The sequence below is a fragment of the Bacillus sp. ChL18 genome, assembly GCF_026241425.1.
Taxonomy (GTDB): Bacteria; Bacillota; Bacilli; order Bacillales; family Bacillaceae; genus Bacillus; species Bacillus velezensis.
Genome location: NZ_JAPHWE010000002.1, coordinates 105839 through 132517, shown reverse-complemented (window position 1 = coordinate 132517; position 26679 = coordinate 105839). Strand labels below are relative to the sequence as shown.

Annotated in this window: 22 protein-coding genes; 2 read left to right on the top strand and 20 right to left on the bottom strand. The window is 42.0% G+C overall.

Annotated features, from left to right (window positions below; translation table 11 throughout):
• Nucleotides 1–44: 44 nt before the first annotated feature.
• The 7 genes from OQ477_RS11655 to OQ477_RS11625 form a co-directional block, all read right to left on the bottom strand.
• Nucleotides 45–5819 carry a hypothetical protein gene (locus tag OQ477_RS11655; RefSeq protein WP_265972541.1) on the bottom strand — a complete coding sequence of 1925 codons (5775 nt, stop codon included), beginning with the start codon at nt 5817–5819 and terminating at the stop codon, nt 45–47.
• A 563-nt stretch (nt 5820–6382) separates the two neighbouring features.
• Nucleotides 6383–7342: a hypothetical protein gene (locus tag OQ477_RS11650; protein WP_265972540.1), complete on the bottom strand. Its 960-nt coding sequence runs from the start codon at nt 7340–7342 to the stop codon at nt 6383–6385.
• 332 nt (nt 7343–7674) lie between these two features.
• Nucleotides 7675–8154: a 23S rRNA (pseudouridine(1915)-N(3))-methyltransferase RlmH gene (gene rlmH / locus OQ477_RS11645; RefSeq protein WP_265972539.1), complete on the bottom strand. Its 480-nt coding sequence runs from the start codon at nt 8152–8154 to the stop codon at nt 7675–7677.
• An 80-nt stretch (nt 8155–8234) separates the two neighbouring features.
• Nucleotides 8235–8405, bottom strand: a complete 171-nt coding sequence (locus OQ477_RS11640; protein WP_004393147.1) for a CxxH/CxxC protein — start codon at nt 8403–8405, stop codon at nt 8235–8237.
• A gap of 153 nt (nt 8406–8558) precedes the next feature.
• Complete coding sequence (locus OQ477_RS11635; protein WP_265972538.1) at nt 8559–8729, bottom strand: hypothetical protein; 171 nt, start codon at nt 8727–8729, stop codon at nt 8559–8561.
• 289 nt (nt 8730–9018) lie between these two features.
• Nucleotides 9019–10182: a hypothetical protein gene (locus OQ477_RS11630; protein ID WP_265972537.1), complete on the bottom strand. Its 1164-nt coding sequence runs from the start codon at nt 10180–10182 to the stop codon at nt 9019–9021.
• A gap of 10 nt (nt 10183–10192) precedes the next feature.
• The gene (locus OQ477_RS11625) at nt 10193–10942 is read right to left on the bottom strand and encodes a YiiX/YebB-like N1pC/P60 family cysteine hydrolase (protein ID WP_265972536.1); all 750 of its coding nucleotides are present in this window, start codon (nt 10940–10942) and stop codon (nt 10193–10195) included.
• A 181-nt stretch (nt 10943–11123) separates the two neighbouring features.
• Between OQ477_RS11625 and OQ477_RS11620 the strand changes: the two genes are divergently transcribed.
• The gene (locus tag OQ477_RS11620; RefSeq protein ID WP_265972535.1) at nt 11124–12104 is read left to right on the top strand and encodes an aldo/keto reductase; all 981 of its coding nucleotides are present in this window, start codon (nt 11124–11126) and stop codon (nt 12102–12104) included.
• 29 nt (nt 12105–12133) lie between these two features.
• Here the strand turns inward: OQ477_RS11620 and OQ477_RS11615 are convergent, their stop codons facing one another.
• The 8 genes from OQ477_RS11615 to OQ477_RS11580 form a co-directional block, all read right to left on the bottom strand.
• On the bottom strand, nt 12134–12607 hold the full coding sequence (locus OQ477_RS11615) for a GNAT family N-acetyltransferase (RefSeq protein ID WP_265972534.1): 474 nt from the start codon (nt 12605–12607) through the stop codon (nt 12134–12136).
• A 47-nt stretch (nt 12608–12654) separates the two neighbouring features.
• The gene (locus OQ477_RS11610) at nt 12655–12789 is read right to left on the bottom strand and encodes a hypothetical protein (protein WP_007407881.1); all 135 of its coding nucleotides are present in this window, start codon (nt 12787–12789) and stop codon (nt 12655–12657) included.
• A complete protein-coding gene (locus tag OQ477_RS11605) occupies nt 12776–13891 on the bottom strand; it encodes an aspartate phosphatase (protein WP_265972533.1) in 1116 nt (371 codons plus the stop codon). The genes OQ477_RS11610 and OQ477_RS11605 overlap by 14 nt, the downstream gene beginning before the upstream one ends.
• A 130-nt stretch (nt 13892–14021) precedes the next feature.
• Nucleotides 14022–14912 carry an arginase gene (gene rocF / locus OQ477_RS11600; protein WP_007407883.1) on the bottom strand — a complete coding sequence of 297 codons (891 nt, stop codon included), beginning with the start codon at nt 14910–14912 and terminating at the stop codon, nt 14022–14024.
• Between the two features lie 73 nt (nt 14913–14985).
• Nucleotides 14986–16386 (bottom strand): amino acid permease, encoded by a 1401-nt coding sequence (locus OQ477_RS11595; RefSeq protein WP_265972532.1) that lies wholly within the window; start codon nt 16384–16386, stop codon nt 14986–14988.
• A 223-nt stretch (nt 16387–16609) separates the two neighbouring features.
• Nucleotides 16610–17815, bottom strand: coding sequence for an ornithine--oxo-acid transaminase (locus OQ477_RS11590; RefSeq protein ID WP_004393130.1), 1206 nt, complete (start codon nt 17813–17815; stop codon nt 16610–16612).
• A gap of 229 nt (nt 17816–18044) precedes the next feature.
• Nucleotides 18045–18680, bottom strand: coding sequence for an SdpI family protein (locus OQ477_RS11585; protein ID WP_265972531.1), 636 nt, complete (start codon nt 18678–18680; stop codon nt 18045–18047).
• Nucleotides 18677–18964, bottom strand: coding sequence for an autorepressor SdpR family transcription factor (locus tag OQ477_RS11580; RefSeq protein ID WP_032875437.1), 288 nt, complete (start codon nt 18962–18964; stop codon nt 18677–18679). Before OQ477_RS11580 ends, OQ477_RS11585 begins: the two co-directional genes overlap by 4 nt.
• 174 nt (nt 18965–19138) lie before the next feature.
• On the opposite strand from OQ477_RS11580, the gene OQ477_RS11575 reads away from it, so the two are divergent.
• Nucleotides 19139–20554 carry a sigma-54 interaction domain-containing protein gene (locus tag OQ477_RS11575; RefSeq protein ID WP_416346530.1) on the top strand — a complete coding sequence of 472 codons (1416 nt, stop codon included), beginning with the start codon at nt 19139–19141 and terminating at the stop codon, nt 20552–20554.
• A gap of 40 nt (nt 20555–20594) precedes the next feature.
• Here OQ477_RS11575 and OQ477_RS11570 read toward each other — a convergent pair whose 3' ends face one another.
• The 5 genes from OQ477_RS11570 to OQ477_RS11550 are packed head-to-tail and all read right to left on the bottom strand — an operon-like array spanning nt 20595 to nt 26516.
• Nucleotides 20595–21314 (bottom strand): cupin-like domain-containing protein, encoded by a 720-nt coding sequence (locus OQ477_RS11570; RefSeq protein ID WP_007407887.1) that lies wholly within the window; start codon nt 21312–21314, stop codon nt 20595–20597.
• Between the two features lie 13 nt (nt 21315–21327).
• Nucleotides 21328–22953 carry an ABC-F family ATP-binding cassette domain-containing protein gene (locus OQ477_RS11565; protein WP_007614956.1) on the bottom strand — a complete coding sequence of 542 codons (1626 nt, stop codon included), beginning with the start codon at nt 22951–22953 and terminating at the stop codon, nt 21328–21330.
• A gap of 27 nt (nt 22954–22980) precedes the next feature.
• Nucleotides 22981–24171 (bottom strand): MFS transporter, encoded by a 1191-nt coding sequence (locus OQ477_RS11560; protein WP_014306161.1) that lies wholly within the window; start codon nt 24169–24171, stop codon nt 22981–22983.
• An 18-nt stretch (nt 24172–24189) separates the two neighbouring features.
• Nucleotides 24190–25512 carry an ABC transporter substrate-binding protein gene (locus OQ477_RS11555; protein WP_265972530.1) on the bottom strand — a complete coding sequence of 441 codons (1323 nt, stop codon included), beginning with the start codon at nt 25510–25512 and terminating at the stop codon, nt 24190–24192.
• On the bottom strand, nt 25509–26516 hold the full coding sequence (locus OQ477_RS11550) for a ThiF family adenylyltransferase (RefSeq protein ID WP_265972529.1): 1008 nt from the start codon (nt 26514–26516) through the stop codon (nt 25509–25511). The genes OQ477_RS11555 and OQ477_RS11550 overlap by 4 nt, the downstream gene beginning before the upstream one ends.
• Between the last annotated feature and the right edge of the window lie 163 nt (nt 26517–26679).

Sequence of the window (26679 nt, the reverse complement as noted above, 5' to 3'; positions counted from 1 at the left end):
TCTTGAATAGGCTGATTACATTTTTCAGAAAAACTGCATTACATTTATTTTTCCATAAGTTTAATAGTGTATCGCTTTGGTGGAATACCATAAAACTCGCAAATTTGTTTAAATACACTATCTTTTACTTTTAATTCTGCACCTGTTAAATATGGTACACGATAACTTCCAGTGTCAATATCATCAAAACAAACTTCCCATCTAGAGTATTTAACAACAACCTCTCCAGTACTATTGATACCTCTTATTCCATTACCTTTGTCTATAGTTTTTATACCAAGTGCATTTAGAATGTCGCCTCGAATGCCTAGATAATCATATGGTCTAAAGGTTAAATACATATCCTCATGAATTTTCAGGTCAGAAGTTATTATTACTGGAACTTTCGATAGGTTCTCAAATAAACATTGTTCATAATTTTCATCAAATATCTTGTATTCACTTGTCAATCTTAAAAGAGGAACTATAGCTTCGTCACCTGCAAAACCTAAGCCTGATATGACAATATTAGCATCTAAATTCTCACCGTAATTACTTTTATACCTTTCTCTTTTACTATACCAACGCTCATAGTAGGCAAGCCTAATCCATTCTTCAGATTCAACATTAGTAATTGAATTCTCAATTTCAGCAGGAAGTTCAATATCCGATGGACGCGGAGTAATTGAATTACCAATTGCTATAACATAGTCCAAATCATCAATTAGTATTTCATATAGTTCTTCTTCAATATCATCAGAAAATGGGCTGCCTGTGTAATGATCAATAAATGCTTCTACCTCATTACTCATGTGTTTCATTAACATATCATAAAAATAAACATTCGGGACAAGGACACTGTATGTTCTGTTGTATAAGATGTCTTGGAGCCTTTTCTTCGTAACTTCATCAAATAATTCTATAACATAATTCTGAACAATATTACCGATATCAACTCCTCTTTCTTCTAACATACCAAATCGACTATCTGCTTCTTTCAATATTTTAACAAAGTAGTTTGTTCTTTCATCATTGCCGTTATAAGTGTGAGTATAATTCTTGTATATTCTTTTTTTCTTCTTTCCGGTAATTTTTCTAATTAGATAATCTATCACTCCATTGTTTGTAGGATAAATATTTAAAATGTCGTTTATCAGGTTACTTTGAATTAACTCTTCTCTTTTAAACCACTTTAATACAAGCCAGAAAAGTATTATTAGTGAATAATCCATAAACTTCTCACACTGTTCCAAATAATACTTGAACGGCTTGATAAAACATGACCGGTATTTTGGATTCTGGAACATTTTATCCATACCAGAGATTATCCATTTATACCTATTAGCTTCACCATACTTTAATCTCGTTAGTAGTAGAGACATCAATTTTTCTGCAGAAGTAAAATCTTTTGATGACTTAATAATTTCTCTCCAATTATAATCATATTGTCCTGATAGTCTGAAGTTTATTATCTCAAATAGAGATTCCCAATACTGAATTATTTGCTCTCCATCAAATTCAATTGCCGTTAATGCATTTATTATTTCATCACCCATAGACAAGGAATAATCAACTGAGTAAAAGTTGTTGTAGAAATAGTCAAAGAAGCATTGTTCAGCGACTTCTTTATCAAATTCAATAGCTTTAACAAAGTACTCAGTTTGAGTTAATCTTTGATACAATCCATCTTTGTGATTCATATAGATCGTTATATAAATGTACGCCAAAATTTTTGGATTTATTGAGAGATTATCAATAATCTTCAGCATCCTCTTCCTGTTCTTATAATCACCCATTCCTTCATATAAATGCTTTATTAAATTGCTGATAAGCATTCTAGATTCTGTAGTTAACTCTTGAATAGACTGCATGTAATAGTAAATACCCTGAACTTCGTTTTCTTTAATACCACAAGTAACAATATATTCCAGAAACTCCTCATATGACATTTCATCAAAACTGATATTCCTTACATGCTTCTCATACCTTGTATTATTTTGAGTAGTACCCTCGTAACTTTCATTCGTGTTTGTTTCTGGTTTAATTTCTATATGTGCGCTCAAATTTAAAGACTCGCACAATTCTTTAATTTTATGATAGATATGATCGGGAACACCATTCGGAAATCTATTTAACAATTCATGCATTGATTGTTTTGCTAAAGATAACTCTTCATTACTAACTAAGGCATCAATATTATTTAAGTAGCTCCTAGTAAAATCAATATCTGTATTGTTCGGTCGTGTTTTGAAAAGTACGTTTTCGATAACTGGGTCAATTTGACTATCTATTATTTTTAATAGGTAGTCAAAACTCTCTTCTAAAATCCAGTAGTTATCAAAGTCCGTTAATTCATGACTAATGTGATTTAAAGCAATATCTTTATTTTCATTCGTTAGGACTTCAAACCATTCACGTTGATAAGTTTTTGTATCTCTTCCATCAGTATGGTGAACAACTGCATCAGCAAGAGATTTAATTCTTAAGATACATTGTAAACCAACATCTTTGTCAATCTGACAAATACTTTCTACACTATCAATCAAGCGACTTAGTGTACGATCCTTTCTAAATGAATAAGAAAGTAAATACTCAACACCTCTCCTGAATTCATTTTGTGCTTCATCTATCCTTCCACTCTTTGCAAGTATAATTGCAAACTTTAAACTGTAATCTGCCAAATAGGAATAGAATCTGTGCTTATCCTCTTTTTCTATTCGATTTTTAAATATGTCTGATATTACTTCGCTGTTTGACTCATTCGCAATATCTAAGAACAAATCGAATAATTTATATGTTGGCAAAGGTCCCCCAGTTGACCCACTTAGTGATGTCATTGTTTTACTTGACATTTCTTCTATAATTCCAAGCACTTCACGCCATGTAGATTCATTAGTAACATATTTCAGTGGTTGCTTGATTGATTCGAATATTATAGATTTATATTTATAAAGGTCACATGTACGCGGTTCACCTTTAAAGCAATCCATATCCTTTGTCAACCAAGAATATGCTTCTATTATTTTTTTTTTATCTATTGGTTCGGATTCACCAGTACTAATTACAGAGTTTATTTTATAGACAAAGATAAGCCAGTTATAATACCAGTTTTTATTTTCAATAGAGCTGATAAACTTAGCTAACTTACCAGAACAGTTTAATATCATCCAATCGATATTATAAAAATAGTAATTCAATGCCTTAAGAGTGTTTTCTGAGTATGAATCTGATTGTCTCAACTTGTCAAACATAACATCAAGGTATTGTTCATCAACTACTTTTTCACCTAAAAACTCATTGATACTATTATTCCAGTTTTCCTGATCTTGTATTTGGCTAATAAGTTCCTGTAATTCTTCTATCAATCCTCTTCTCGAATATTCTACTATGACTACTCTTCTGTAATCATTTGCATCTTCTATAGATATTTTTTCTAACTTATCTACCATATTTCGACCGGTATCTAAACAAGCACATATAAAATATTTATAATCTTCTAACTGCTCGCTGTGACTTTTGCGCTCAGTACTTCCAGATTTTTTTGTTTCTAAAAGTAATTCTACATACTTATCCCAGTCAGGTATCACATTATTTTGAGAGCATAGATAACAGACTCTCAGTCCTTCATTACACCTTAATGCATTTTTTCCCTCATAGGTTAAAGTATTTTTCAAATTCTCAAATCCATTTAAAAGACCTAACCCCCAATAATAATATTGAGAGTTTTCTTCAAACGAGTATTCTAGACTATAAATCATATTACTCAGTTCTGTACATTTAATTACAGAACCATAATCCTTTACCTTACAAGAGGTCTTCATTAAGATTTCGAAATTACTTTTTAACGAGAAAATATTGTTACCATAATAGATACTGTTTACTACAAATTCTTTATTGCAATATTCAAGTATTTCATCATATCTTTTAGATTCATAAAGCAGTACCAGTAAATTTAGATATGACTTTCTATCCTCATAAAAGCCTCGTCCTTTTAACCAATCTATCAAGTAAGAGTAAATGGCTTTATCGACACTAACCTCATTCTTTTCTAACAAATCTAAAACATACCTTCTAAAACTTTCGTGATAAATTACGTAACCACCTGAACAACTATTATATGATAATATGCTTCTAATCACTTCTAAACTCTCAGTAACATACGCACCCAAATATGTAATTTCTTTAAGTTCTGATTCTGTTAGTGGGAATGGAGTCCCCGCTAATATTTGTGGTACTCTTTGGCTTTCAGGAAGTTTGGTCATTAGGAATGAGTAATAATTTTCTAAATTATTGTTATAAGGCGGAAATTCTTCAACTAATTCTTGTGTTATCATTACATGACTGTAGTTAGATAATTCGTTAACTAAATATGTTAAATATAGTGGATTTCCTGAACTTTTTACTAAAAGTAAATCTGATAGCATACAATGATAATCAAGCCTAACATCAATTACTGCATTATTCCTGATAAATTCTCTCACTTCATCAATGTTCCAGGAATTCACTGTATATTCTTTAAAGTCATGCTTACATAATTCGAGTACCTCTGCAACTGGCTGAGAAGCCATGACTACCTTTACATTCTCAGGAAAATCTAAACGCGAAATCACTTCCACTATCTCAGTATCCATTTTTCTCATTACTTCTTTATGAAAACTATATATTCTACCAATGTGGTCTAAGCCGTCTACTACTAGAACTACATCTTCTTGTATATGATTAATCAAAAGTTGTAGTTCTTCAAAATCAACGCCATATTTTGATGTTTTATATGCCTCTAAGTACGGAAATGATTTTATAATGTCATTTATCAAGTTTGCCAGAAAGACATTGATTGTTATTCTTTCTTGCTCATACAAATCGTCTATTCCAGTGTAGCAATAATGTTGGACAACATTAATATTATGCTCCTTAAGAAATTCAATAAAGTTTTGAATGAACCACGACTTTCCAGAGCCGGGCGCACCTAACAAACTTACTTTGTTTTGTACCAATAAAAATTCTTTGAATTCATTGTACTTTGTTAGATTAAGTATGTTAATATCCCTGTCAATTATAAATTCTTGTTCAATATTACCGTAACTCTTCATTAGACCAAGGTCAAAAACTACTTTTGAGAGTTCTATAACTTCTCCTCTTGCACGTGCCCCTTTAATGATGTGCATTAGGTGCATGGCAACATCTACAACTGATTTCTTAGCATTAGGAAACTTACCTACCCCAAAAAGCCGAAGATTTTTTAATAGTAAGCTCTCTAATTGACCAGGATTTGCGAGATCCATACTTGATTTTGGGAGGTTTACCTCTATATTCAAGTCATTAATAAATTGCGCAAACTCATCTCTATCAATCTCTGAGACTTTGTTTCTTAATCGCCTCCAAGAAGAAATTGGACTGCCTCCCGATGGCCAGATACTTTCTAGATTAATTTTCAATACTTTAACATCATCGGACTGATAGTAATTTTGTATATCCTGTTCTATTAAGAAGTTCAGTTCTTGTGTATTCTCGGCATACTCCCACGCTAAACATAATCTTATATCAATTGTCTTGTCTTGAGTTAATTCCTTCCACGAGTTAAACAGTTCATCTAGGGCTAAATCGTAATTCGCTGAAGATAGGTCTGCTTTCTCTAACACTTTGCTTTCACTGTATTTAAATTGTCGCTTAATAATAGAGTTGTTAGTAATAATTGTTAAGTCATCAAATTTATCATTAGACGATTCTTTTTGATCAATTTTGAAAACTGCATTTTCATCTGACAGCAACATTTTAGCAATATGAAAGGCTGAAAATAAATCTTGATATTCATACCCTTTATGTGCATCTAAAAGACTCATATTTCCCTCCTATTTAAAGTCTATTTATTACTCCTATCTTCATTGTCATTTTCCTAGATTTTACGCTTTAATTGTCTTCGTTATACACTACTTCAATAGCAAAATTATATATTGCGGGTATCAATGGTTTACCCAGGCTATTTGATATATATTTTTAAATCTATCAACACTGTTAGGTGGTAAACTTTATAATTCCAGATTACTTTCTGTACCTGATAATAATATAATTTACGTATATAAACATTCTTTTCTACTAATATCATATATATAAGGATAAGCATTTCACTAAAATCATAAAATTAACTCTTTTTAAAAATGTAACTTTTAACTATATTACCCATCGTTAACATATAAAGTAACATATTGCCCTCGTAATCTTCATCTAATATCTTTTTTCGGATTTTTTCTGAACTATAAATCAAATTGTTATTATATCAATTCAATACGGGACTATTATAAAATAAAACTCTACTTTTAACTTTTGCTGAAGAGTATTTTGCTCGTGTTAATTTAAGTAAGCCCTTAACAAGGATATAAAGAACCCGTTAACCAGTTCAAATTCATTAATTATTAAGTTCTTTCTTCCACCTCTCTATATCTTCTAATCTAAACTGAATAATTTCAATCCTTATTAAATCATTCGAGATTGCTGGTTGAAAGGCCTCTATGATACGCTCCGGACGGAAATATTGGCGTCTTTCATATTCTGTGGGGAATTCCGGAATTAATAAAATCATTTGGGCTTTTACATGCTTAGCTTGACTATAGTAATTAATTTTTGATAACTGTACATATACTCGATATAATGTTATTGGACTTATTGTTAATAAAACTTCAAAGAAAAATTCTTTAATGTCTGTTTTAAGGTAAGCATCAAAAACAATTTTACGTTCCATAATAGGGTCTAAACCTTGAAAGGCAGGTGTAAATTGTACTTCTCTTATAATGTTTATTTCAGGGATGTTATGCTTTTTAAGGTATAGCTCTATTGATTCCTTTTTAGTGAATTTATGAAAATCCCTTTTGTTAAATTCTGATTCTGTAACAGTTGTAGAGCTTGGTAACTCTGTTGGTGTCATATCACTTAGTTTCGAAGCACCATTATCACTTTCGAGTACCTTGTCTTCATCTGCTTTTATTACGCCTAACATATGAAGTAATTCAGGTGTTACTCCATTTATTGTATTATTAGTTTGATGTTGATTTTGATTAATTAACATGGTCATTTTAATAATATGTTCTCTTAAATCAGCATTTTCCTGCTTAGCTTCTAGTACTTCTTCTTTTTTTTGCTTAATTTCCCTTGAAAGCGATAAGTATTTACCCATGTTTAAGTTGTCGAAGGATTCAGATAGGATTAGTATTGTTATTAGTACAAATAGTGTTATATTTTCCGGTGTTAAGTTGTATGTAGGTGTTCCCATCAAAAACCCTGCTGTAATAATTGATAATAAATAAAGTATGAATATAATTAGTAAGATTCTAACAAACCAATTTACATTCTTTACATCTGCCTTTCCCAAGACTTCACCACCTCGTTTATTATCTAGAGATAGAATAATTGATAATTCATTTTCTTAATAGTCACCCTGAACTATTAGTGTGTGTTGATTTAAATGCATACATCTTAAACCTAAATCATATCTAATTGAGGATTCAAAGAATCATAATTCTTTTTATTCAAACTTCCTTACAATCCAATTACTCGTGGGAGATTGCACCCCTATTTATTATTAGGATTTACAAAAGTTTCACAAACTGTAATGCTATTATGATTTTCTTATTACTTATCTTTTATTTAAACAAACTTTTTAATCTTACTCATTTTTATAGTTATCTCGTTTTCATCTTTCCATCACTTATGATAAGGCTCCCCACGATTAATTCGAAAAGCCCGATAAATCTGCTCCACTAAAATCAGACGCATCAGCTGATGAGGAAATGTCATTTTCGAAAATGACAGTTTCTCGTCTGCCCGTTTCATGACGGCGTCACTCAGTCCTAGTGAGCCGCCGATGATGAAGGTGATTTTGCTTTTTCCATATGTCGCCAGCTTATCTATTGTATCGGCCAGTTCTTCGGATGTTTTCATTTTTCCTTCGATGGCGAGGGCGATGACGTGGGTGTCCGGGCTGATTTTAGCCAGGATGCGTTCGCCTTCTTTGTCTTTGACGATTTTCATGTCTTGGTCGCTCAGGTTTTCCGGGGCTTTTTCGTCCGGGAGTTCAATGATGTCGATTTTTGCGTAGGCTGAGAGTCGTTTTTTGTATTCTTCAATGCCTTGCTTGAGGTATTTTTCTTTTAGTTTTCCGATGGTCACAATATTGATATTCACAGGTCATCCCCACTTTAGAAACAAGTTATTCATATATATTGTCCACAATTGTGGATATCTTTTCTGTATTTTGTGTAAGATCATTCGTTCCCTACTAGATATGTTGCAGTGTCCCCACATAATTCACAGGCTGTGGATAAACTGTTAGTATGTTCGATTTTTCTGATTTCGGGCGGAAGCTCATGATCATCTATGTACATGTCCAGCACGGTTTCGATATGTTCTTCACAAGAATAATAAGCGGTTTTCATAGTTACGTCCTCCGGTTTTCATTTGCACGCGGCAATTGTTCTCTTTTCAATATAACCTATTTATACACATGTTAGTAGTGCTTCGGGCTGAGTTTTATCCACAATTCGGCAAATCACGCGCAAAAAGAGCCGGTGTTTTCAGCATCCGGCTCTTTACGTGTTTTCTCCTTTTTCTAAGCGAAGGACGAACAGAATTCCTAATAGACACGCCAGCAGCGTACAGCATACATCAATCCAGTCCGGCTTTCCGCCGTTTAAAAAAGAGTTGGTTATCACGGAAACCAGGAGAATGGTTACGGTCACCGCGGCAAGCTTTTTCTTCATCGGCTCCCTCCTAAATTCCTCTATCTCTATGTTCGGTCGGCTTTTTTCTTGTTATATAGCCTTATCAAGAGGGTCACAACGATATATACAATCATCATCAATGCCCCGTTGCTCACATCAGGGTATCCAATCAACATATTCATTATGACAAAAACAATGGTTATACAAATGACGGACAACAATAAGAAGATACTGAATGATTTCAAATGAACACCTTCTTTCTTGCGGTAACGTTTCATTATAAAAAGCTTACCAAAAGCGGCAAGCTCTTCCGAAATGTTTATACTCTTCAAAACCCACCCATCACCTGCACATCATACAGCTTGAGATGGCTTTTCGATGTGACGATGTTTTTTAAATTTGGAATGGTCAGGTCGTTCAGCTTTTTGCCCGTTTTCAGGTCGAAAGATTCGATTTTGGCGGGCTTTTTGTAGCTGTACGTAAACAGATACAGCTTTCCGTTTTGATGGGTCAGCTCCTTGAAGTCGGCCTTCATTCGGGATGCGGGGAGCTTGAAGGCTTTTTTGCTTTTTCCGGTCTCAGGGTTGATGCGGTAGACGGTTCCGAAGCCGTCAACGAAATAGAAGCTGCGCCGCTCCATGAAAAAGCTTTTTTTGAAGCTGAACGGCATGGAGTCATAGATCGTCTGTTCGTCATTTTTATAAGCGGCGATGTCATACGTTTTGATGGCGCCGCTGTTTTTCATGACTTTCACCATTTGATAGATGTGATCTGCTTTTTCCCCTCTGGTGACAAAGCAGACGGCGCTGTCGTCCGCGGCGAGCTGGGATTCGACAGACGTGCCTTCTTTATACGTCCATGTCGCGATTGATTTTGTATGGAGCTTTTCTTTATCGGCCTGAATGTCTTGGACGTGATAGCCTTTTTCGTCATCTGTCGGCGTGAGTGCGAAAAGATGATCTTTAAAAAAGCCTGAAGCGCGGATATAGTGCGGGATGACGTCTTGCTTCCACTTGCCGTCAATCTGGCGGTACAGCTCTGAGCGATAGCTGCCGCCGCTCTTGTCGTAGCCCGAATTATACAGCGTGTAAAAGCCTTTCGCCCGTTCGATATATCCCGCGCTGTCTCCCGTATGCTGGTACGCTCTTTTATACGTGTGAAGGCCGCCCTGAACGGTGTAGATTCCTTTTTTGTCCTCCAGCAGGACGCTTTCGTCATGCACTTTGGCCGATCCGAGCTCAAGCCCCTTCATGTGATAAGAAGAAAGCCGTCCTTTTTCATCGGCGAAGAGGGCGTAGCTTTTTCCGCCGCCGAACGTGTCTTGGTCAGCCGCAGTGGAGAAATACAGCAGCGCCTCTTTATCTTTCAGAAAATCAGGGTCATTTAATGTGTCTCTCGCAACCTCCGCAGGATCTTCCGTGCGGAAATAGAAGAAGCATAAGACCGCTGCGGCGGCGATGATCACTAAGGGTATCCAGATGATTTTTTTCACGTTGTTCTCCTTAGTGAATGGTCAGAATCGTGGTTGTGTAGGACGAGCTTGTGATGTCGCGCGGATATACGCCTAAGCCGCCGTTAGAGTCGATATCAATCCCGGCTTTTAAAAGGAATGCCGACCACAGCAGTTTTGAGCAGTTTTTGGCGCCATCATGGCCCGTATTTCTGTTATTGACGAAGTTGAAGGAGTACTCATCACCGACTCTTGATACGGCCCAGTCAGCGGCGGCTTGTTTTTGAGAGTCGGTGACTTTCACGGTCTGAACGATTGAATTGTCTTCGACTTCTCTGCCGTTATAAGCAATCTGGCGGACGCCGTCTCCCGGCACGGATTCAACAATTTTGTCAGCGGATGAATACATGCCGACATGCCCGTGGTTGTAATAAGCCGTGTATGAGTTCGTGTAATAAATATTGCCTTTTGTGCTTTTCGGAAGTTTTTTTGTGCCTGATGATCCGCCCATTGCAGAGAGTCCTTCTTTGGAAGCGATTACATTTCCTTGCACCTTGTCTGCCGTGATTTCTTGATGAAACTGCTTGAGAATTGCTTCTGTTGAAACGTGCTTCTGTTTGGCAAGCTCTTTGGCGGATTGGAGAACGTCTTGAGGAGTCGTGCCCTGCTGAAGGTCTGCGATTTCTTTTGCGTAGCGGGCTGCTTCTGTTTCTTTCGCTTTTACATTCATACCGGAGAACGACAGAACCATGGTGAATGACAGGGCAAACGGGAGGACGGCTTTGAACAGCTTTTTACACATTGACTTCGCCTCTTTTCTTCGAGTATAATTTTTCCACATTTTCATTATATGACGAAATTGTGATAAAAAAATATACAATTTACAGATTTTTAAAAATTTTATAACAATATGTAAATCATATGCATAAATCATTTTCAAATATCAGGAAATACGGTTATCATACAAGAAAGGGGGAGGACATATGAAGGACAGAACGATCGGTTCGATGCGGGTTTCCGCAATGGGGTTAGGGTGCATGGGCATGTCGGAATACTATGGCAGCCAGAGTGAGGAAGAGTCGATTTCCACACTGCATCATGCCGTTCATCTCGGCGTGAATTTGTTTGATACGGCTGATCAATATGGATTGGGTGCGAATGAAGAACTTGTCGGCAGAGCGCTCGCCCCATTCAGAAAGGAGCTGTGCCTCGCGACGAAATTCGGTTATGTCCGAAGCGAAAAGGGTGAGTTTATCGAAATCAACGGCCGGCCCGATTATGTGAAAAAAGCGTGTGACGCCAGTCTGAAACGCCTTGGGACGGATTATATCGACCTTTATTATCTGCACCGGGTTGATCCGCGGGTGCCGATTGAAGAAACCGTCGGCGCCATGAAGGAGCTGATAGACGAAGGAAAGGTGAGGTATATCGGATTGTCAGAGGCTTCCGCAGAAACGATCAGGCGCGCCGTCCGCATTCACCCGATTGCCGCGCTTCAATCGGAATATTCTTTATGGAGCAGGGAAGCGGAGGAACATGTGCTGCCCGCCTGCCGTGAGCTCGGCATCTCATTTGTGCCTTACAGTCCGCTCGGCAGAGGTTTTCTTTCCGGAAAGATGACGTCGACCGAGCAGCTGGATGCCGATGATTACAGAAGAAGAACGCCGAGATTCCAGGGAGACAATTTGGCGGTGAATATAGGGCTCGTCCAAAAACTTACCGCCATTGCCCGGGAAATGAATATTACCGCGCCTCAGCTTGCGCTCGCATGGGTTCTCGCAAACGGCGATGATCTCATTCCGATCCCGGGCACAAAAAAGAAACACTACTTGGAAGAGAACCTCGCCGCTCTCGACATTGTGCTTCCCGAGGATTTGAAGGCGCGGTTGGATGAGATGTTTCCGATCGGCACGGCGGCCGGCGAGCGTTATCCGGAACAAATGATGACATTGTTAGATGAATAACAAAAGAGGCCCATCGTGCGGGCCCCTTTTCATGACAGCTTTTTGCTCATGATGACATCCGTCTCCAGAAATCCCGTCTTCTCATACAGCTTCCGAGCCGTTTCGTTATGAGCGAACACATGGAGAGAAATCTTGCGGACACCCAGGTCTTTGGCTTTGTCCTCCAGCCTTGCGAGTGCCTCTTTCGCATAGCCTTTGCCGCGGAAAGGCGGATGAAGGCCGAAATCATAAATAAATGCGTCCCGTTGCGGGTGGTCCGAATCGGCGTGCAGCCACAGCCAGCCGGCATTTTCCTTTCCGTCCAATGTCAGCGTCCATAAATAGTGGTCGGCCGTCTCCAAGCCGTCAGGAAGCAGGTCTTCAAACGCCAGCTTCGCTAACTCCGGCGCTTCGTCAGGCAGCCACGTTCCCGCTTTTACCTTTTCTTCAGCGTAATGCTTGGTTGAATGGGCGAGATAGGACTGAAATTCTTGTCCTGTCATCGGCTGCAGCGTGATAGCCATTGAATCACTCCTTACAAAACACAGACTGAAAGCGGTATCATGAAGTATTATCCGAAGGCTCCGTTTTCCGCCGGTTTTATGATTTGTTCGGCTTGTGCCGTTGAACCAGTTTGCGCAAATAATCCAATCGAAATGAGACTTGCCAAGGCTGCTGAGAGTACAATGAATTTACATGTTTTCATTACGAATCCCCTCCGTCAATCTCAAAATTTGGTCATTGGCATCAATTGATTCTTGAAAATACTTCGCCGCCAGTTTGTAATTCTCCTGTTTTTTAAAATGCGCCGCGGCCTGATACGACAAATCGGAAACGTCACTCCACAGCTCTTTCCTTCTTAACTCGGCGAAAGCTGATTCAAGCGCTTCTTCATTGCGGTCAATAAAGACATGCTGTAAGATGCGCAGCTTTTGGGTGTATACGGGCTCGTTTTTTTCTTTAGCGGCATTCAGCGCTTTGTGCAGCCAAAACCGGCCCTCATCCGTCTGTTCCTGTTTCAATAACACTCTGGCCAGCATGTACAGACTCCGCACCGAATATGCTGATTGCAAATGCTCCTTTTGATCGAGAGCCGTTTCAAACTCGATCCGCGCCTCCTCAAGCTTTTCCTGTCTTTCATAGCAAATACCTGCGTTAAAGTGGGCGAGCGCCTCAATATGCGGATCGCCCGCTTTGGCGGCTTGATGAACCGCCGTCTGCAGGAGCTCTTCGGCTTTCTGATAGTGAAACAAGTCCATTCTGTTACAGCCGATCACCATTAAACACTGTGCTTCTCTGACCGCGTACATTTCATTGGCTTTGTAGATCTCCAACGCTTTTTCCGCGTGGTTCATCGCAAAGTAGTTTTGGCGGATTTCATAGTAGGCAATCGCCACTTGATAATTAAACTCGGCTCTTTCAATCTCATTCGGTATGTGCCGGAGCCTGCTTTCAGCAATCCGGTAAAAATTAATGGCGTTCATAAACCGTTTACGGTAAAACTCGTGCATTCCGGAAAAGAAATAATAATAGTATTGAATCATCTGGTCTGTCTTTTCTTTATCGGCGTTCAGCTGGATCGTTTTTAAAATGCCGTCTGTTTTCTCATACTCTTCCATCAAAAGCTTATAGCGGGAATCAATTAAATTAAAATAAAGGAGCACCGTTTGATTTTGTGTCATATTTTGCAGATCCGTAAGCAGTTGTTCTCTTAACGCCTCAGCCGATTCAGTGTTGTGCTTTTTGATTTCCTCATACCAGTCACTGATTTTTTTCGCAACTGTTTCGTGGGCCATCACTTCAGCCATCTGTCAGGACACCTCCCTTTCCCATTTTGTGTAATAAATATATCATATTTACAGTCCTGAAAAGAGGGTGAAAGCCTGCTAGTTTCCTCGGGGCAACAAAAAAACCCCCGCAAGTGCGGAGGCGCATATTTTATAATAGTTTTTTTCCTAACAAAGATTCCACCAGCTCAACCGCTGTTTTGCCGGTTTTGTTTTTGTGATCGAGAATCGGGTTGACTTCGACAAATTCAGCTGAAGTGATGATGTCGGCATCATACAGCATTTCCATTGCCAAGTGGCTTTCACGGTAGCTGATGCCGCCGACGACAGGCGTGCCTACGCCGGGCGCGTCGCTCGGATCAAGGCCGTCGAGGTCAAGGCTGAGGTGAACGCCGTCACAGTCTGACAGGTAGTCAATGGTCTCTTCAATGACCTTTGTCATGCCGAGGCGGTCAATCTCATGCATCGTATAGACCTTCATGCCTGTTTCCTTAATGTATTCACGCTCGCCTTCATCAAGTGATCTCGCGCCGATGATGACGACGTTCTCCGGCTTGATTTTCGGGGCATACCCGCCCAGGTTCACCAGCGTGTCGTGTCCGACGCCGAGGCTGACGGCCAGCGGCATTCCGTGAATATTGCCTGACGGCGATGTTTCCAGGGTGTTTAAGTCGCCGTGCGCGTCGTACCAGATGACGCCGAGCTGTTTATAGTGCTTTGCCGTTCCTGTCAGCGTTCCGATCGCGATGCTGTGATCGCCGCCCAAGACGAGAGGGAACCGCTCATTCTCAATGACGCTGTCCACCTTTTGGGCGAGCTGCTCGTTCCCCGAGAGCACAGAGTTCAAATTTTTCAGCTCTTCATCATTTTTGAGTTTTTCACGATTGACGGGGATGTCGCCTAAGTCTTCCACCGCATACCCCATGTCAGATAACCGTTCAATGAGATGCGCGTAGCGGATGGCGCTCGGGCCCATGTCCACTCCGCGTCGTGCTTGTCCTAAATCCATCGGCATTCCAATAACTGAGATATTCTTGTTCATCCGTTTTTCCACCTCAACATGTTGTATGTTGTCCTGTGCGGGTTTCTCAAAGATGACTTGGACACGAAAAGATTTAAAGCTCTATCTGTTTTTCTGTCTGCTTACGCTTTTTTACATACAGATGATAAACGATAACGCACACCGCCATGAACGGGATGCCGCAATAAAGGGCGAGCCGCTGTTCTGAATCAAATGCGAGACTGATCAGAACAACCGTATTTAACGTCAGCCCGATAATAGGCAGCACCGGGTACAGCGGTGTTTTAAACTTCAGGTCTTCCACTTTGCCGCCTTCGCGGATGTATTTCCGTCTGAACATCAGCTGCGACAGGGAAATCGTAATCCAGCCGACCTGCGCGCTTAGTCCGGCTAATGATAAGAGAAACATATAAACGACTTCCGGCGCAGCCACCTTAGACAGCAGGGACAGGCAGGCGACGGCCAGCGTCACGATCAGAGCATTCATCGGCACGCCGCGTTTATTTATTTTGCCGAGCGATTTAAAGGCTTGTCCTTCATTCGCCATGGCATATAGGATACGCGTCGATGCAAACAGGCCTGAGTTGGCCACTGAGAGCAGCGCAATTAAGATAACAAAGTTCATAATATCGGCCGCATATGGAATACCGATTTGTTCAAACACCACGACAAACGGGCTTTCGACCACTCCCGCCCGCTTCCACGGAATCATGCCGGCAATGACGATGATGGAGAGAACGAAAAAGACAAGCGTTCTCCATACCGTCTGCCGGATAGAGCGCGGAATCGTTTTCTCGGGATTTTCACTTTCTCCCGCGGCAACCCCGATCAGCTCCGTTCCCTGGAACGCGAAGTTTACGGTAATCATCGTAATAAGCATAGCCTTAATGCCGTTCGGAAACAATCCATCCTCATAAAAATGAGAGAAGAAAGGAGCCTGCTCGCCGTGTTTCATGTCAATCAGGCCGAACATGGCGGCGCCGCCCAAAATAATAAACAGCAGAATGACTACAATTTTAATGCCGGAAAACCAAAATTCCGACTCAGCGAACGCTTTTGTGGTAATGGCGTTCAAAAGAAACATCAGTCCGACAAACACGAGGCACCATACCCATACGGGAACATGCGGAAACCAGCGGAGCATCAATTGTCCCGCAGATAAAAACTCAATGGCGCATGTTACCGCCCAGCCGAGCCAGTACAGCCAGCCGAATGCGAAACCGAAAGCGGGGCTGATGAATTTGGTTGCGTACGTCTGAAACGACCCTGATACAGGAAGGGCAACCGCAAGCTCGCCTAAGCAGAGCATGGTCAAAAACATAATAAAACCGCCGACCAGATAAGACAGAACCGCGCCCAGCGGTCCCGCCTGGTTAATTGTAAATCCGGTACTCAGGAAAAACCCGGTGCCGATCACTCCGCCCAAAGAAATCATAAACAAATGGCGTGATTTCATTGTGCGCTGAAGCTGATTCTCTTTTTGATTTGTATTCACTATTCTGCACCCCTTCAGCAACTTGTATTGGAACCAAGCCGGTGCTTTGAAACCGATTTGCTGTCCAAAGAGCCTCTATTTGTATATGAATGTTATATGAAATTCATTTTCGTACATAAAGATACATTATACTAAAATACTGTCGCCGCGCAAATAGAGTGTGCTGAATTTTTTATTTGTAAATTCCATACAAGCCGAGGGAAAGCATTGCCGCATCAAGGTTTTACGCGTTTTGAAGCACGTTTGTGATCTTTTGGATCGCCCAGTCCAAGTCTTCCTTGGAAATCATTAACGGCGGTGCAAAACGGATCACGGTATCATGTGTTTCTTTGCATAAAAGCCCTTCGCCTTTCAGCTTTTCACAATAAGGGCGGGCCGCTTCTGTCAGTTCAACGCCGATAAACAGGCCGCGTCCGCGCACGTCTTTTATGATCGGGTTATCAATTTTCTCAAGCTCTTCTTTAAAATAACGGCCAAGCTGAAGGGAACGCTCTGCCAGCCCTTCTTCCTCAAGGACTTCAAGAGATGCGAGCGATACCGCGCAAGCGAGCGGGTTTCCGCCGAATGTCGAGCCGTGGGAACCCGGGTTAAACACGCCGAGAATGTCACGGTTCGCCGCGATGCACGAAATCGGGAAGACGCCCCCGCCGAGCGCTTTGCCTAAGATGAACATATCCGGTACGATATTTTCCCAGTCAACCGCGAATGTTTTCCCTGTGCGGCCGAGTCCCGTCTGAATTTCATCAGCGATCAGAAGTACATTTTCTTCCTTACAAATGGCGGCCGCTTCCTGTAAAAACCCTTCCGGCGGAATGACGATGCCCGCTTCTCCCTGAATCGGTTCGAATAAGAAAGCGGCTGTGTTCGGCGTAATCGCCCGGCGCAGCGCTTCTGCGTCTCCGTATGGAATTAATTTTATACCCGGAAGCATAGGTCCGAAACCGCGTTTATACTCATCTTCTGAAGAAAGGGATACCGCAAGCATCGTTCTGCCGTGGAAGTTGCCGATACACGCAATGATTTCCGCCTGATTATCCGCTACTCCTTTGACCTCATATGCCCAGCGTCTCGCCGCTTTGACAGCGGATTCAACGGCTTCTGCCCCCGTATTCATCGGCAGAATCATATCTTTTCCGGTCAGCTTGGCTGTTTTCTCATAAAACGGACCGAGCTGATCATTATGGAACGCGCGTGACGTCAGAGTGATTTTATCCGCCTGATCCTTCAGCGCCTGAATGATCTTCGGATGTCTGTGCCCCTGATTCACCGCAGAATAAGCACTCAGCATATCCATATATTGATTACCTTCAGGGTCTTTTACCCAAACACCCTGCGCTTCGGAAATAACAATCGGCAGAGGATGATAGTTGTTCGCGCCGTAATGTGAAGTTTGGCTGATAATTTCTTGAGATTTTGTGAAAGCTGACATAATCTGATTCCCCCTTGTTTTGTAATCATTCAACATTAGATCTTGCTTTCCCTTTTTATAAAGCAAGTTCCGTGCCAATCCGAAAAAACGGGATGTTTCGCCAGCATTCTTTCTTTTCCCGCAAAATTTTCCGGCAGTTTGCGTGCAAACTTCAGCCAAGCGCAAAATTTTTTTGCGTTTCCCGCTGACAAAATAGGAGCAATCCAATTAGATTGCTCCTATCCAACAATTATTTATTCAATTGTCTCTGATATACAATGTAAGAATATAGTAAAGATAATATGATACAGCCGATTGCCGCAATGAAAATGACTGACACTCTATATACCGGCGGCAAAAAAGCTGCAAGCATCATGAGTATGCCCGCTAAGACAAAAATTTTCGAACTAACTCTGTGTGTATCCTTCCAAACTCTTTCACTGCTCAGCGTCCAAGGTGTTCTTATCCCTAAAAAGAAATTAGGCTTAACGATCTGAATGAAGTTTCCAAACACCATGAAAATGACTCCCACTATAAAGTTTCCTAAATAAGATATAGGGAGATCATATCCCAGGCCGGTCAAGATGGTCATCAGATTAATGACAAACAGAATCGCAAACATTGTATTAAATATAGCCATATATGGCCGGATAAATGTTTTGTAGTTATTTTTAGGATCAATCTTAGGGATGAGAACCATTAAAATATATAGAATAATCATGATGCCAATAAGCATCGTCATCGCATTAGCTTTCGTTTGGTAGTCATTTGCACTTCCGTTTAATCCCCAGTGTGTCGCCAAATTGTCCGGTAAAGATGAATATGTGCAAACCCATGTGAAAACAGTTAAAACTATGATTCCTGCTGAAAAGAGATATTTTTTCATGATTCCCCGCCTTTCTTATTATCATGTTCTGAATCAGTCAGAGAAAAGAACCAGCCTATAAGATCCTGTAATACAGTGGTATTTAATGAATACATAATAAATTGGCCTTTCCTCTCATCGTGAACCAAATCAGTATTTTTCAATATGGTAAGGTGATGAGAAATACTGGGTTTTGACATGTCGAAGTGTTCCGCAATTTCACCAGCTGTCATGTCTTGTTTCTTTAACAAATCCAAAATTTTTCTCCTTGTAGGATCGGCCAGTGCTTTAAAAGCTTTATTCAAAAACTTTCCCCCTCTCATACGTACATGATTTAGATATTTAAGTATATATCTAAATATCAATCATTTCCCTAAAAAAGTCAATGGTTTTATTACCTCAATTTCCATTTATTTTTAAACATCGTCCAAGCGCAAAATTTTTTTGCGTTTCCCGTTCGATTTATTTTAAAATAATGAATGTTAAGACGATTGAGAGGGGGAATTGATCTGCACACAACCAGCGAATTTTACACACTCGTGTTACAAAGCATTCTGGAAGAGATTGATGTCGGGCTGCATGTGGTGGACGAGAAGGGCAGCACCGTCATTTACAATAAGAAAATGATGCAGATTGAAGATATGGATGAACGGGACGTCCTGCATAAAAACCTGACTGATGTATTTATGTTTTCCAATCAGCAGGACAGTACGCTCGTTCAGGCCCTTCAAGAAGGCAAAACGATTAAAAACGTAAAGCAAAGCTATTTCAATAACAAAGGCCAGGAAATCACGACGATCAACCACACCTTCCCGATTGTGCAAAACGGCGAAATCAAGGGCGCCGTAGAAATCGCCAAGGACGTCACCAAGCTCGAACGGCTGATCAGGGAGAACATGCACAGGAAAGAACAGAACAGCTACACGTTTGACAGTATTCTCGGCAACAGCTCGGTTATTCGGGAAGTCATCGAAAACGCGAAACGGGCAACCCGTACGTCATCGTCCGTTCTTTTGGCCGGCGAGACGGGAACGGGCAAGGAACTGTTCGCCCAAAGCATTCACAACGGCAGCCAGCGCTCAGGCGCCCCGTTCATCTCACAAAACTGCGCCGCCCTGCCGGACAGCCTGGTCGAAAGTATTTTATTCGGCACGAAAAAAGGCGCCTTTACCGGAGCCATCGACCAGCCCGGCTTATTTGAGCAGGCGCAGGGAGGCACCCTGCTCCTTGATGAGATCAACTCTCTCAATCTCAGCCTGCAGGCAAAACTGCTCCGCGCCCTTCAGGAAAAGAAAATCAGGCGCATCGGATCAGCTCAGGACAAACCGATTGACGTCCGCATCATCGCCACGATGAATGAAGACCCGATCACCGCCATTTCAGAAGAGCGGATGCGCAAAGATTTATACTACCGTTTAAGCGTTGTCACGCTGATCATTCCCCCGCTCCGGGAGCGCAAGGAGGATATTCTGCCTCTGGCCGAAGTCTTTATCCAGAAAAACAATCACCTGTTCCAAATGCATGTCGATTCGATCAGTGACGATGTGCAGCGATTCTTCCTGGAATATGACTGGCCGGGCAACATTCGCGAGCTTGAACATATGATTGAAGGCGCCATGAACTTTATGACGGATGAAACGACGATTACGGCGGCCCACCTGCCTTATCAATACCGGATGAAAATCAAACCCGCTGACACGGAAAGCAAAGCCGCCGCAAGCACCCAGCCCGGCACAGATTTAAAAGACAAAATGGAAAACTTCGAAAAATACATGATCGAAAAAACCCTGAGAAAACACGGCAATAACATATCCAAAACGGCAAACGAGCTCGGAATCAGCAGACAAAGCCTGCAATACCGCCTGAAAAAATTCGGTCTGGACCGGATGAAATGAATCCATACAAAAAAGGCTGAGATGCTCCTCAGCCTTTCGTTTATATCTGATTGGCAAGCCGCTCTCCGGTAAACCAAAAGTTCTCACTCACTGCCAATGTATGTTCCGTATTCTCGACTTGATGCCACCAATGGCGCGGCGCGTAAATGATTTCTCCCGCCTTTTGTCTGAAGCGGATCGGAGACGCCTTTTGCACCAACGGTTTTTGCTCTATATCTTTTTCATCAAAGACATTGATATTTCCTTCGTACAAATACGGAGAATCGTCCGGATGATAGAAGATCCATTCCTTCTCCCCGAAAATGACGCCGTTCCACGCGTGCGTGTTGTTAAAATCCTGATGCAGCGGTGTGCCTGTCTGCTTAGAACCGAGAAAGAACCATTTCCAGTCCCGTCCCGTTTCTTCATCCGCTCTCAATGTGTCTTTTGTAAAATACTCGGGTGCCGAATAGACAAGGTCTAAGTCATTTTGGTTCAGCTGCGTAAAATTCCAGTCACAGTACCATTTGTCATCATTCTGATCAATGTACTCGATATAGTTGGAAAGCTTTACTTGTTTAAACGTTTTGACCCCTTCGATATCTGATTTCCGGATGGTGACCATTCTGTCTCCATAGTGTTCATCAATGTATTCAAGCGTCCACGGCCTGCATTCCCAGTGATCCATTGCCCCCGTCAAAATAAAAGGTTTTTTATCAGCATACTCGCTTACAAAAAGATCGTACGATAACTCATTGATTGTCAGTCTGTCAATGGTCATATCCATTCCCCTTTTATTCGGCAATCTGCCGTTTTTTTTGTTTGGCGTAACTGTATGGACCTGAAAAGATGGTGACGTTTTGATTCTCAAGCCAGAAAATCTTGTTGAACTTCTCCAGCAGGTTTCTGTCATGAGAAACGCAGATGATGGTGCCTTGAAACTGCATCAGGCTGTTTTCGAGAATTTCCTGAGATTCAATATCCAAGTGGTTGGTCGGCTCATCCAGGATCAGGACATTCAGCTTTTTTTCCATTAAGATGGACAGCTTCAGCCTGATTCTCTCACCGCCTGACAGGACGGAAAGTTTTTTAAAGACCGACGACCCGTAAAATCCGTACTTGGCCAGCATATTCCGGGCCATGCCCTCTTCAGTCAGCAGATTTTCTTTAAAGAATTGCAGAATCGTCTGGCTCGAATCTCCGACGTGGCTCTTTTGATCAATGTAGCCTATTTTAAGATTCTCCCCCACTTTAATGGTGCCGTCCGACAGTTCTCTTTCCCCGATGATGCAGCGGATCAGCGTTGTTTTGCCGACGCCGTTTCTGCCGACGATGCCGATTCTGTCTTTATGCTTTATGCGCAGGTTCACATTTTGATATAAAAGGGAAGATCCGTTGGTCACCTTTCCGTTTTCAATGAACACAATATCTTTTGAACCGGCGCCCGCTTCCTGAAATGCGTTTTTTAATTTTTGCTCCGTCCGGACCGGCTTATTAATCAGCTCAATCCTTTTCAGCGCCTTTTCCATATTATTCGCGCGTCTGTGCAGGCCGACAGACGGCGGATTCGAGCGGTTGGCCCAATCTCTCAGCTGGGCGATGGATTCCTTCATCTTCTGTATTTTTCTCTGCTGTTCTTCATATTTCTCAAACTGGGCGATGATGAATTCTTCCCGCTTTTTCAAGTATTCGCTGAACCCGTAAGGCCAAATCTTCACCTCGGTATCGTCAATCTCGAGCACCTTCATCGCCGTTTGGTCGGCAAACGTTTTATCGTGGGTCGTAAACAGAATGGTTTTGTTCGATTTTTTAATAAACCCTTCAAGCCACTCAATCGCATGGACGTCCAAATGGTTGGTCGGCTCGTCCAGCAATATAACGTCGTCGTTGCGGATTAAAATTTCGGCAAGGCCGGCTTTTGTTTTTTCGCCGCCGCTCAGCTTTGAAAACGGCTGATCCTTTAATTCGCTGAGGCTGAGCCCGTTGCACACCTCGTCAATCATCGCATGCATCTGGTAGCCGTTGTTCCGCTCAAATGTTTCCGTGTATTGACTGTATTTTTCCAATAAAGCAGTCAGCTCGTCATCACTCATCGGTTCCGAAAGCTTCAGCTCAATGGCCTTCATTTCCTTCTGGATCGCCGCGAGGGCTTCAAACGATTTTTCCAGATATTGATACAACGTCAGATCTTCATGGGGATCAGCGATCTGCTTCAGCAAACCGACCTTCGCCCCTTTGTTAATCGCAATCGTTCCTTCATCTGCCTCAAGCTCTCCGGAAAGCACCCTGAACAGCGTGCTTTTGCCGGAACCGTTCGGCCCGGCCACAAGCACTTTCTCGCCTTCATTGATGAAAAAAGATACTTGTTTGAAAATCGTATCTCCCGCTAAATTTACCGTAAGATTATGAATATTGAGCAACTCACATCATCCCTTTGTCAATCTGGTTCAAAGCTCGACTTTATTCTGGATGGCGACGCTCGCTTTCAGTTTGTAAAAGCTGAGCATCATAAACAGCGACAATAAGATGGATAATACCCCGATTGCGGTCAGCAGCAAAGCTGAATCAAAATAGTCCGTTAAGAATCCGATAAACGGAAAGGCAATGAACATGAAGAGCGAGGTCATCAAACTGATAATGGACAGCAGCGTGGCTCTCGTTCTGGACGGAATCTCATTATTCACCACCTGACTGGATACGGGTTCTATCACATCATAGAGCGCGTTAATGACGACAAAAGCTGCAATCGTCACGTACAGACTGCCCGAAGGTATAAACAGATAAGCCGCCCCGATGATGCAGAATGTCAGCAGAAGCACGCGCCTCGGCGTGAATTTTTCCGCCGGCTTTGAAGAAAAGATGGAGCACAGCGCCTGCAAGATGGACAGTCCCGCAAAAATAATGGATATATTGCGCACGGACAGCCCTTCCTGACTTAACAAATCCTGTCCGTACATATAAAAAACCGATGTAATCGCAAAGAAAACGGAGAGTGACAGCACCAGATATTTAAAGGCTTTGTTCAGCCTGAAGAAATCTTTGACTTCTTTTAAGATGTCACCGACCGTCTGCGTTTCGTGTTCACTGTTTTCAAATTTGATTTCCGTCAGCTGTGTAATGACCGCCATCGCAATCAGCTGAGTGACAATCCCGGCGATAAACACATACGACCATGATATTTCCTGCAAGTAGCCGCCGATGCCCATGGCGATCGCAAGACCGAGTATGACAAGTCCGTTATAGTTTCCGATGGATTTGCCGTACCACTTTTCTTTCCCTTGTTCTTTCAGTGAATCAAACAAAAAGGCGTGGTCCGTTCCTGATATAAACGTCAGCCCGATACCGTATATAATATGGGCGATGAAGAGGGCAATGAAGTTATGGAAGCTCAGGAACATCACCAAATAGACAATGACCATAAAATGGCCGAGCAAGAGCGATTTTTTTCTCCCGATTCTGTCCGAGATGACGCCGCTCGGCACTTCCGCCAGAAACATCGCCAAATTCAGGACCGATTGCAGGATGCCCACTAGAAACAATGAATAATTCATGCTTGTTAAATATAAAATCCAAATTCCCCGTTCGAAAAAGAAGTTTCCGAAAAAACCGGAGAAGTAAAGCAAATTTCGATTCCGCAAATGAATACCCCTTTCCAGCTATCTGCATTTAACATCATGAACAGAAAGGAGCCCGTCAGTCTTTACACTAAAACCCTCTATACATGGATCTTGCAGATACAGACTTTTCCCAAAACAAATTGGGCAATAATGAGTTGTATTCTCGAATAACCCAAAAAGTTCCTTCTTTTTTTCAGTTCCTATGGCATCAATGATCGTTTTTTTCTTCTCTGGATCGCTGATGTCGCGGATGAAATACTTGATATAGCTCAGCTCATGCATGTAAGCCGGCAGGAACAAATGGAGCTCAATATCAAACCCGCTTTTATCCATATGGTAATAATCATTGAAATGACTGACGCGGGAGACGGATACGTCCGCTCCGGCCCGCCGAAACAGATCAGCCAGCCTTTCAATGATCTCTCCGTTGGGATAATAATCGGCATAAACGATTCGGATCGGCTCTTCTCTTGTCAAAAGGGGCGGATCTTTCTGCGGTGTCCTCCCGCTTTCCCATATACCGATCAGTGAATCAGTCGGTGTGATGATATGCCCCAAATCGCCGGCCAGCTTTTGTTTATCAAAATAATGCTGAATGAAAGTTCTCAGCATGTCGTCCTTTACCTTGAAGGTAAATAACATCGGCAAATGACTTTCTTTAAAATCAGCATACTGCCGATACCTCATGTTTGAATGATGAAACTGGGTGTGGCAGGTCACGTCCGTTTGATTCGCTTCGTACAGACCGATGCTTTTTTCCAGATCATCATTCAAAATAAATTGGATGGTCTGAACCGTGCGGTGATCCGCGGGCGTCATTTTATATTGCAGATTCCGCTCAAATTCCAGCCCCTTCTCAAACGTACGCTTGAATCGGTACGGGCCGTTTTCCGGCACGCCGCCCCCGGCGGTCCCCGGAATCAGAAAGCTGCTCTGCAAAACGGCTTCTATCTCATCAGACGGCTCGTCCAAGGTGACTTCAAAGCGTTTTTCGCCCGTTACGTTCACCCCGAGCTGATCGGAAGAGACGAGGCCTTTTACATACGGAACGGCCTGTTTTATGTTCAGGAAACTGCCGAGATGGGGGCTTTGATTTTCTTTCGTCAGATGATAGATGATCGTTTGAACCACACCCTCGGCGTCACCTAAATAGTCAGGGTGAATGTCCACCTGACAGGTGCGTGGATCTTTGCGGATGATCCGGCAGTTATAGCCGTCCTGCAGACTTTCATACATAATGCTGCAAATCATCTTGCTTGTGTAATCCTGCGTATCTAATGGGTTCAAGCGTATCGGGCTTGTGTCGATTTCTATTTTCAGAGGGTCGCCCGGTTTTCTCGCCGTACGATGCATCGTCTTCATAAAGCGCTTTCCTTTTGAGAATGCTTCGTTTCTGTAATATGAAGGCCGTCAAAGTCCAGGCCGATGCGGGTATTCAGGGATTTCGGGCTTCCGCCTGCAAGGTATGTGATAATGTCATGAGACATAAACGAGGATATAATACCGTTTGTCGCTCCTAAGGAACCTTTGATCGGTTCATCGGGGTAACAGTTCAGAAGTCCGGCCGGCATGTTTTTTTCATAGGTGACGCCGGATTGATAGGATTCAGGCGTGAGCAGAGGCCCCCATTGGCCGCTGAAGCTGCCGACACCCCCGGTCATAAACGCAATATTCCGCTCCTTGCAATACCGGTAAACCCATTCAGAAATGTTATGGGGTTTGTCAGCGGCATTTATGACGATATCAATTTCGTACGGATCTAACACACGCAGGTCCTGCGGCTGTGTAATTTCCTTATGGTAAAGTGCTGCGTCCGCATGGGGATTGATACCCGCAATATAATCTCTGCATTCTGAGATCTTTAATTTGCCTACAGAAGATTGATTATAGACGAATTGTCTGTTCAGGTTATGTACTGATACGGCATCGAAATCAATGAGAATAAAATGCTGCATGCCCGCCGCCAGAAGGTTTTGAAGAATGATCGTTCCGACGCCCCCCAGACCCACGATCGCTGCCCTGCTGCCGTCTAATCTCTTTTGGATCAGATTGGGGTTTTGGTTGTATTTCTCAAAATGGTACAGCTGCTTTTCAGTGATGCGGCCTTCACGGCCGTTTTGCCATGGTTCTATTAAAGCATCCAATTTCATTAACGCATCGAAAAACTGGTTTCCCGCTTCCTCTCCCAGAAGATCAGAAAGCTCTTGTTTTTCACAGCCGGTGATCAGCCGTTCAACCGCCTCTTTGATCTCACTCGTATGCGCAAGCTTAATCGCCTTTCGATATTGAATGATAATATGCGCCGTGTAGGTCAGCACCTGCACGCTGTCTTTAAACTTCCAGCGCTTACAGTCCGTTGACATCATGACATACCCCCTGAAAGATAATAACTCCCCAATGAGGGGAGTCACGGCTTTACTAGCAGCGATGCACCAAGCTTGCTGTTTCTGTATCAAGATCAAGTTCTTCAATCTTCATCAGTACACACCCCCCTTTACCAATAACTAGATATTATCATCAATTTTGGAA

Bases quoted from the DNA above. Each gene is read 5' to 3' on its own strand.
- OQ477_RS11655 (WP_265972541.1), bottom strand. From the start codon at position 5,819: ATGAGTCTTTTAGATGCACATAAAGGGTATGAATATCAAGATTTATTT.
- OQ477_RS11640 (WP_004393147.1), bottom strand. From the start codon at position 8,405: ATGAAAACCGCTTATTATTCTTGTGAAGAACATATCGAAACCGTGCTG.
- OQ477_RS11635 (WP_265972538.1), bottom strand. From the start codon at position 8,729: ATGAAGAAAAAGCTTGCCGCGGTGACCGTAACCATTCTCCTGGTTTCC.
- OQ477_RS11625 (WP_265972536.1), bottom strand. From the start codon at position 10,942: ATGTGTAAAAAGCTGTTCAAAGCCGTCCTCCCGTTTGCCCTGTCATTC.
- OQ477_RS11620 (WP_265972535.1), top strand. From the start codon at position 11,124: ATGAAGGACAGAACGATCGGTTCGATGCGGGTTTCCGCAATGGGGTTA.
- OQ477_RS11615 (WP_265972534.1), bottom strand. From the start codon at position 12,607: ATGGCTATCACGCTGCAGCCGATGACAGGACAAGAATTTCAGTCCTAT.
- OQ477_RS11610 (WP_007407881.1), bottom strand. From the start codon at position 12,789: ATGAAAACATGTAAATTCATTGTACTCTCAGCAGCCTTGGCAAGTCTC.
- OQ477_RS11605 (WP_265972533.1), bottom strand. From the start codon at position 13,891: ATGGCTGAAGTGATGGCCCACGAAACAGTTGCGAAAAAAATCAGTGAC.
- rocF (WP_007407883.1), bottom strand. From the start codon at position 14,912: ATGAACAAGAATATCTCAGTTATTGGAATGCCGATGGATTTAGGACAA.
- OQ477_RS11590 (WP_004393130.1), bottom strand. From the start codon at position 17,815: ATGTCAGCTTTCACAAAATCTCAAGAAATTATCAGCCAAACTTCACAT.
- OQ477_RS11585 (WP_265972531.1), bottom strand. From the start codon at position 18,680: ATGAAAAAATATCTCTTTTCAGCAGGAATCATAGTTTTAACTGTTTTC.
- OQ477_RS11575 (WP_416346530.1), top strand. From the start codon at position 19,139: ATGTTAAGACGATTGAGAGGGGGAATTGATCTGCACACAACCAGCGAA.
- OQ477_RS11570 (WP_007407887.1), bottom strand. From the start codon at position 21,314: ATGACCATTGACAGACTGACAATCAATGAGTTATCGTACGATCTTTTT.
- OQ477_RS11555 (WP_265972530.1), bottom strand. From the start codon at position 25,512: ATGAAGACGATGCATCGTACGGCGAGAAAACCGGGCGACCCTCTGAAA.
- OQ477_RS11550 (WP_265972529.1), bottom strand. From the start codon at position 26,516: ATGATGTCAACGGACTGTAAGCGCTGGAAGTTTAAAGACAGCGTGCAG.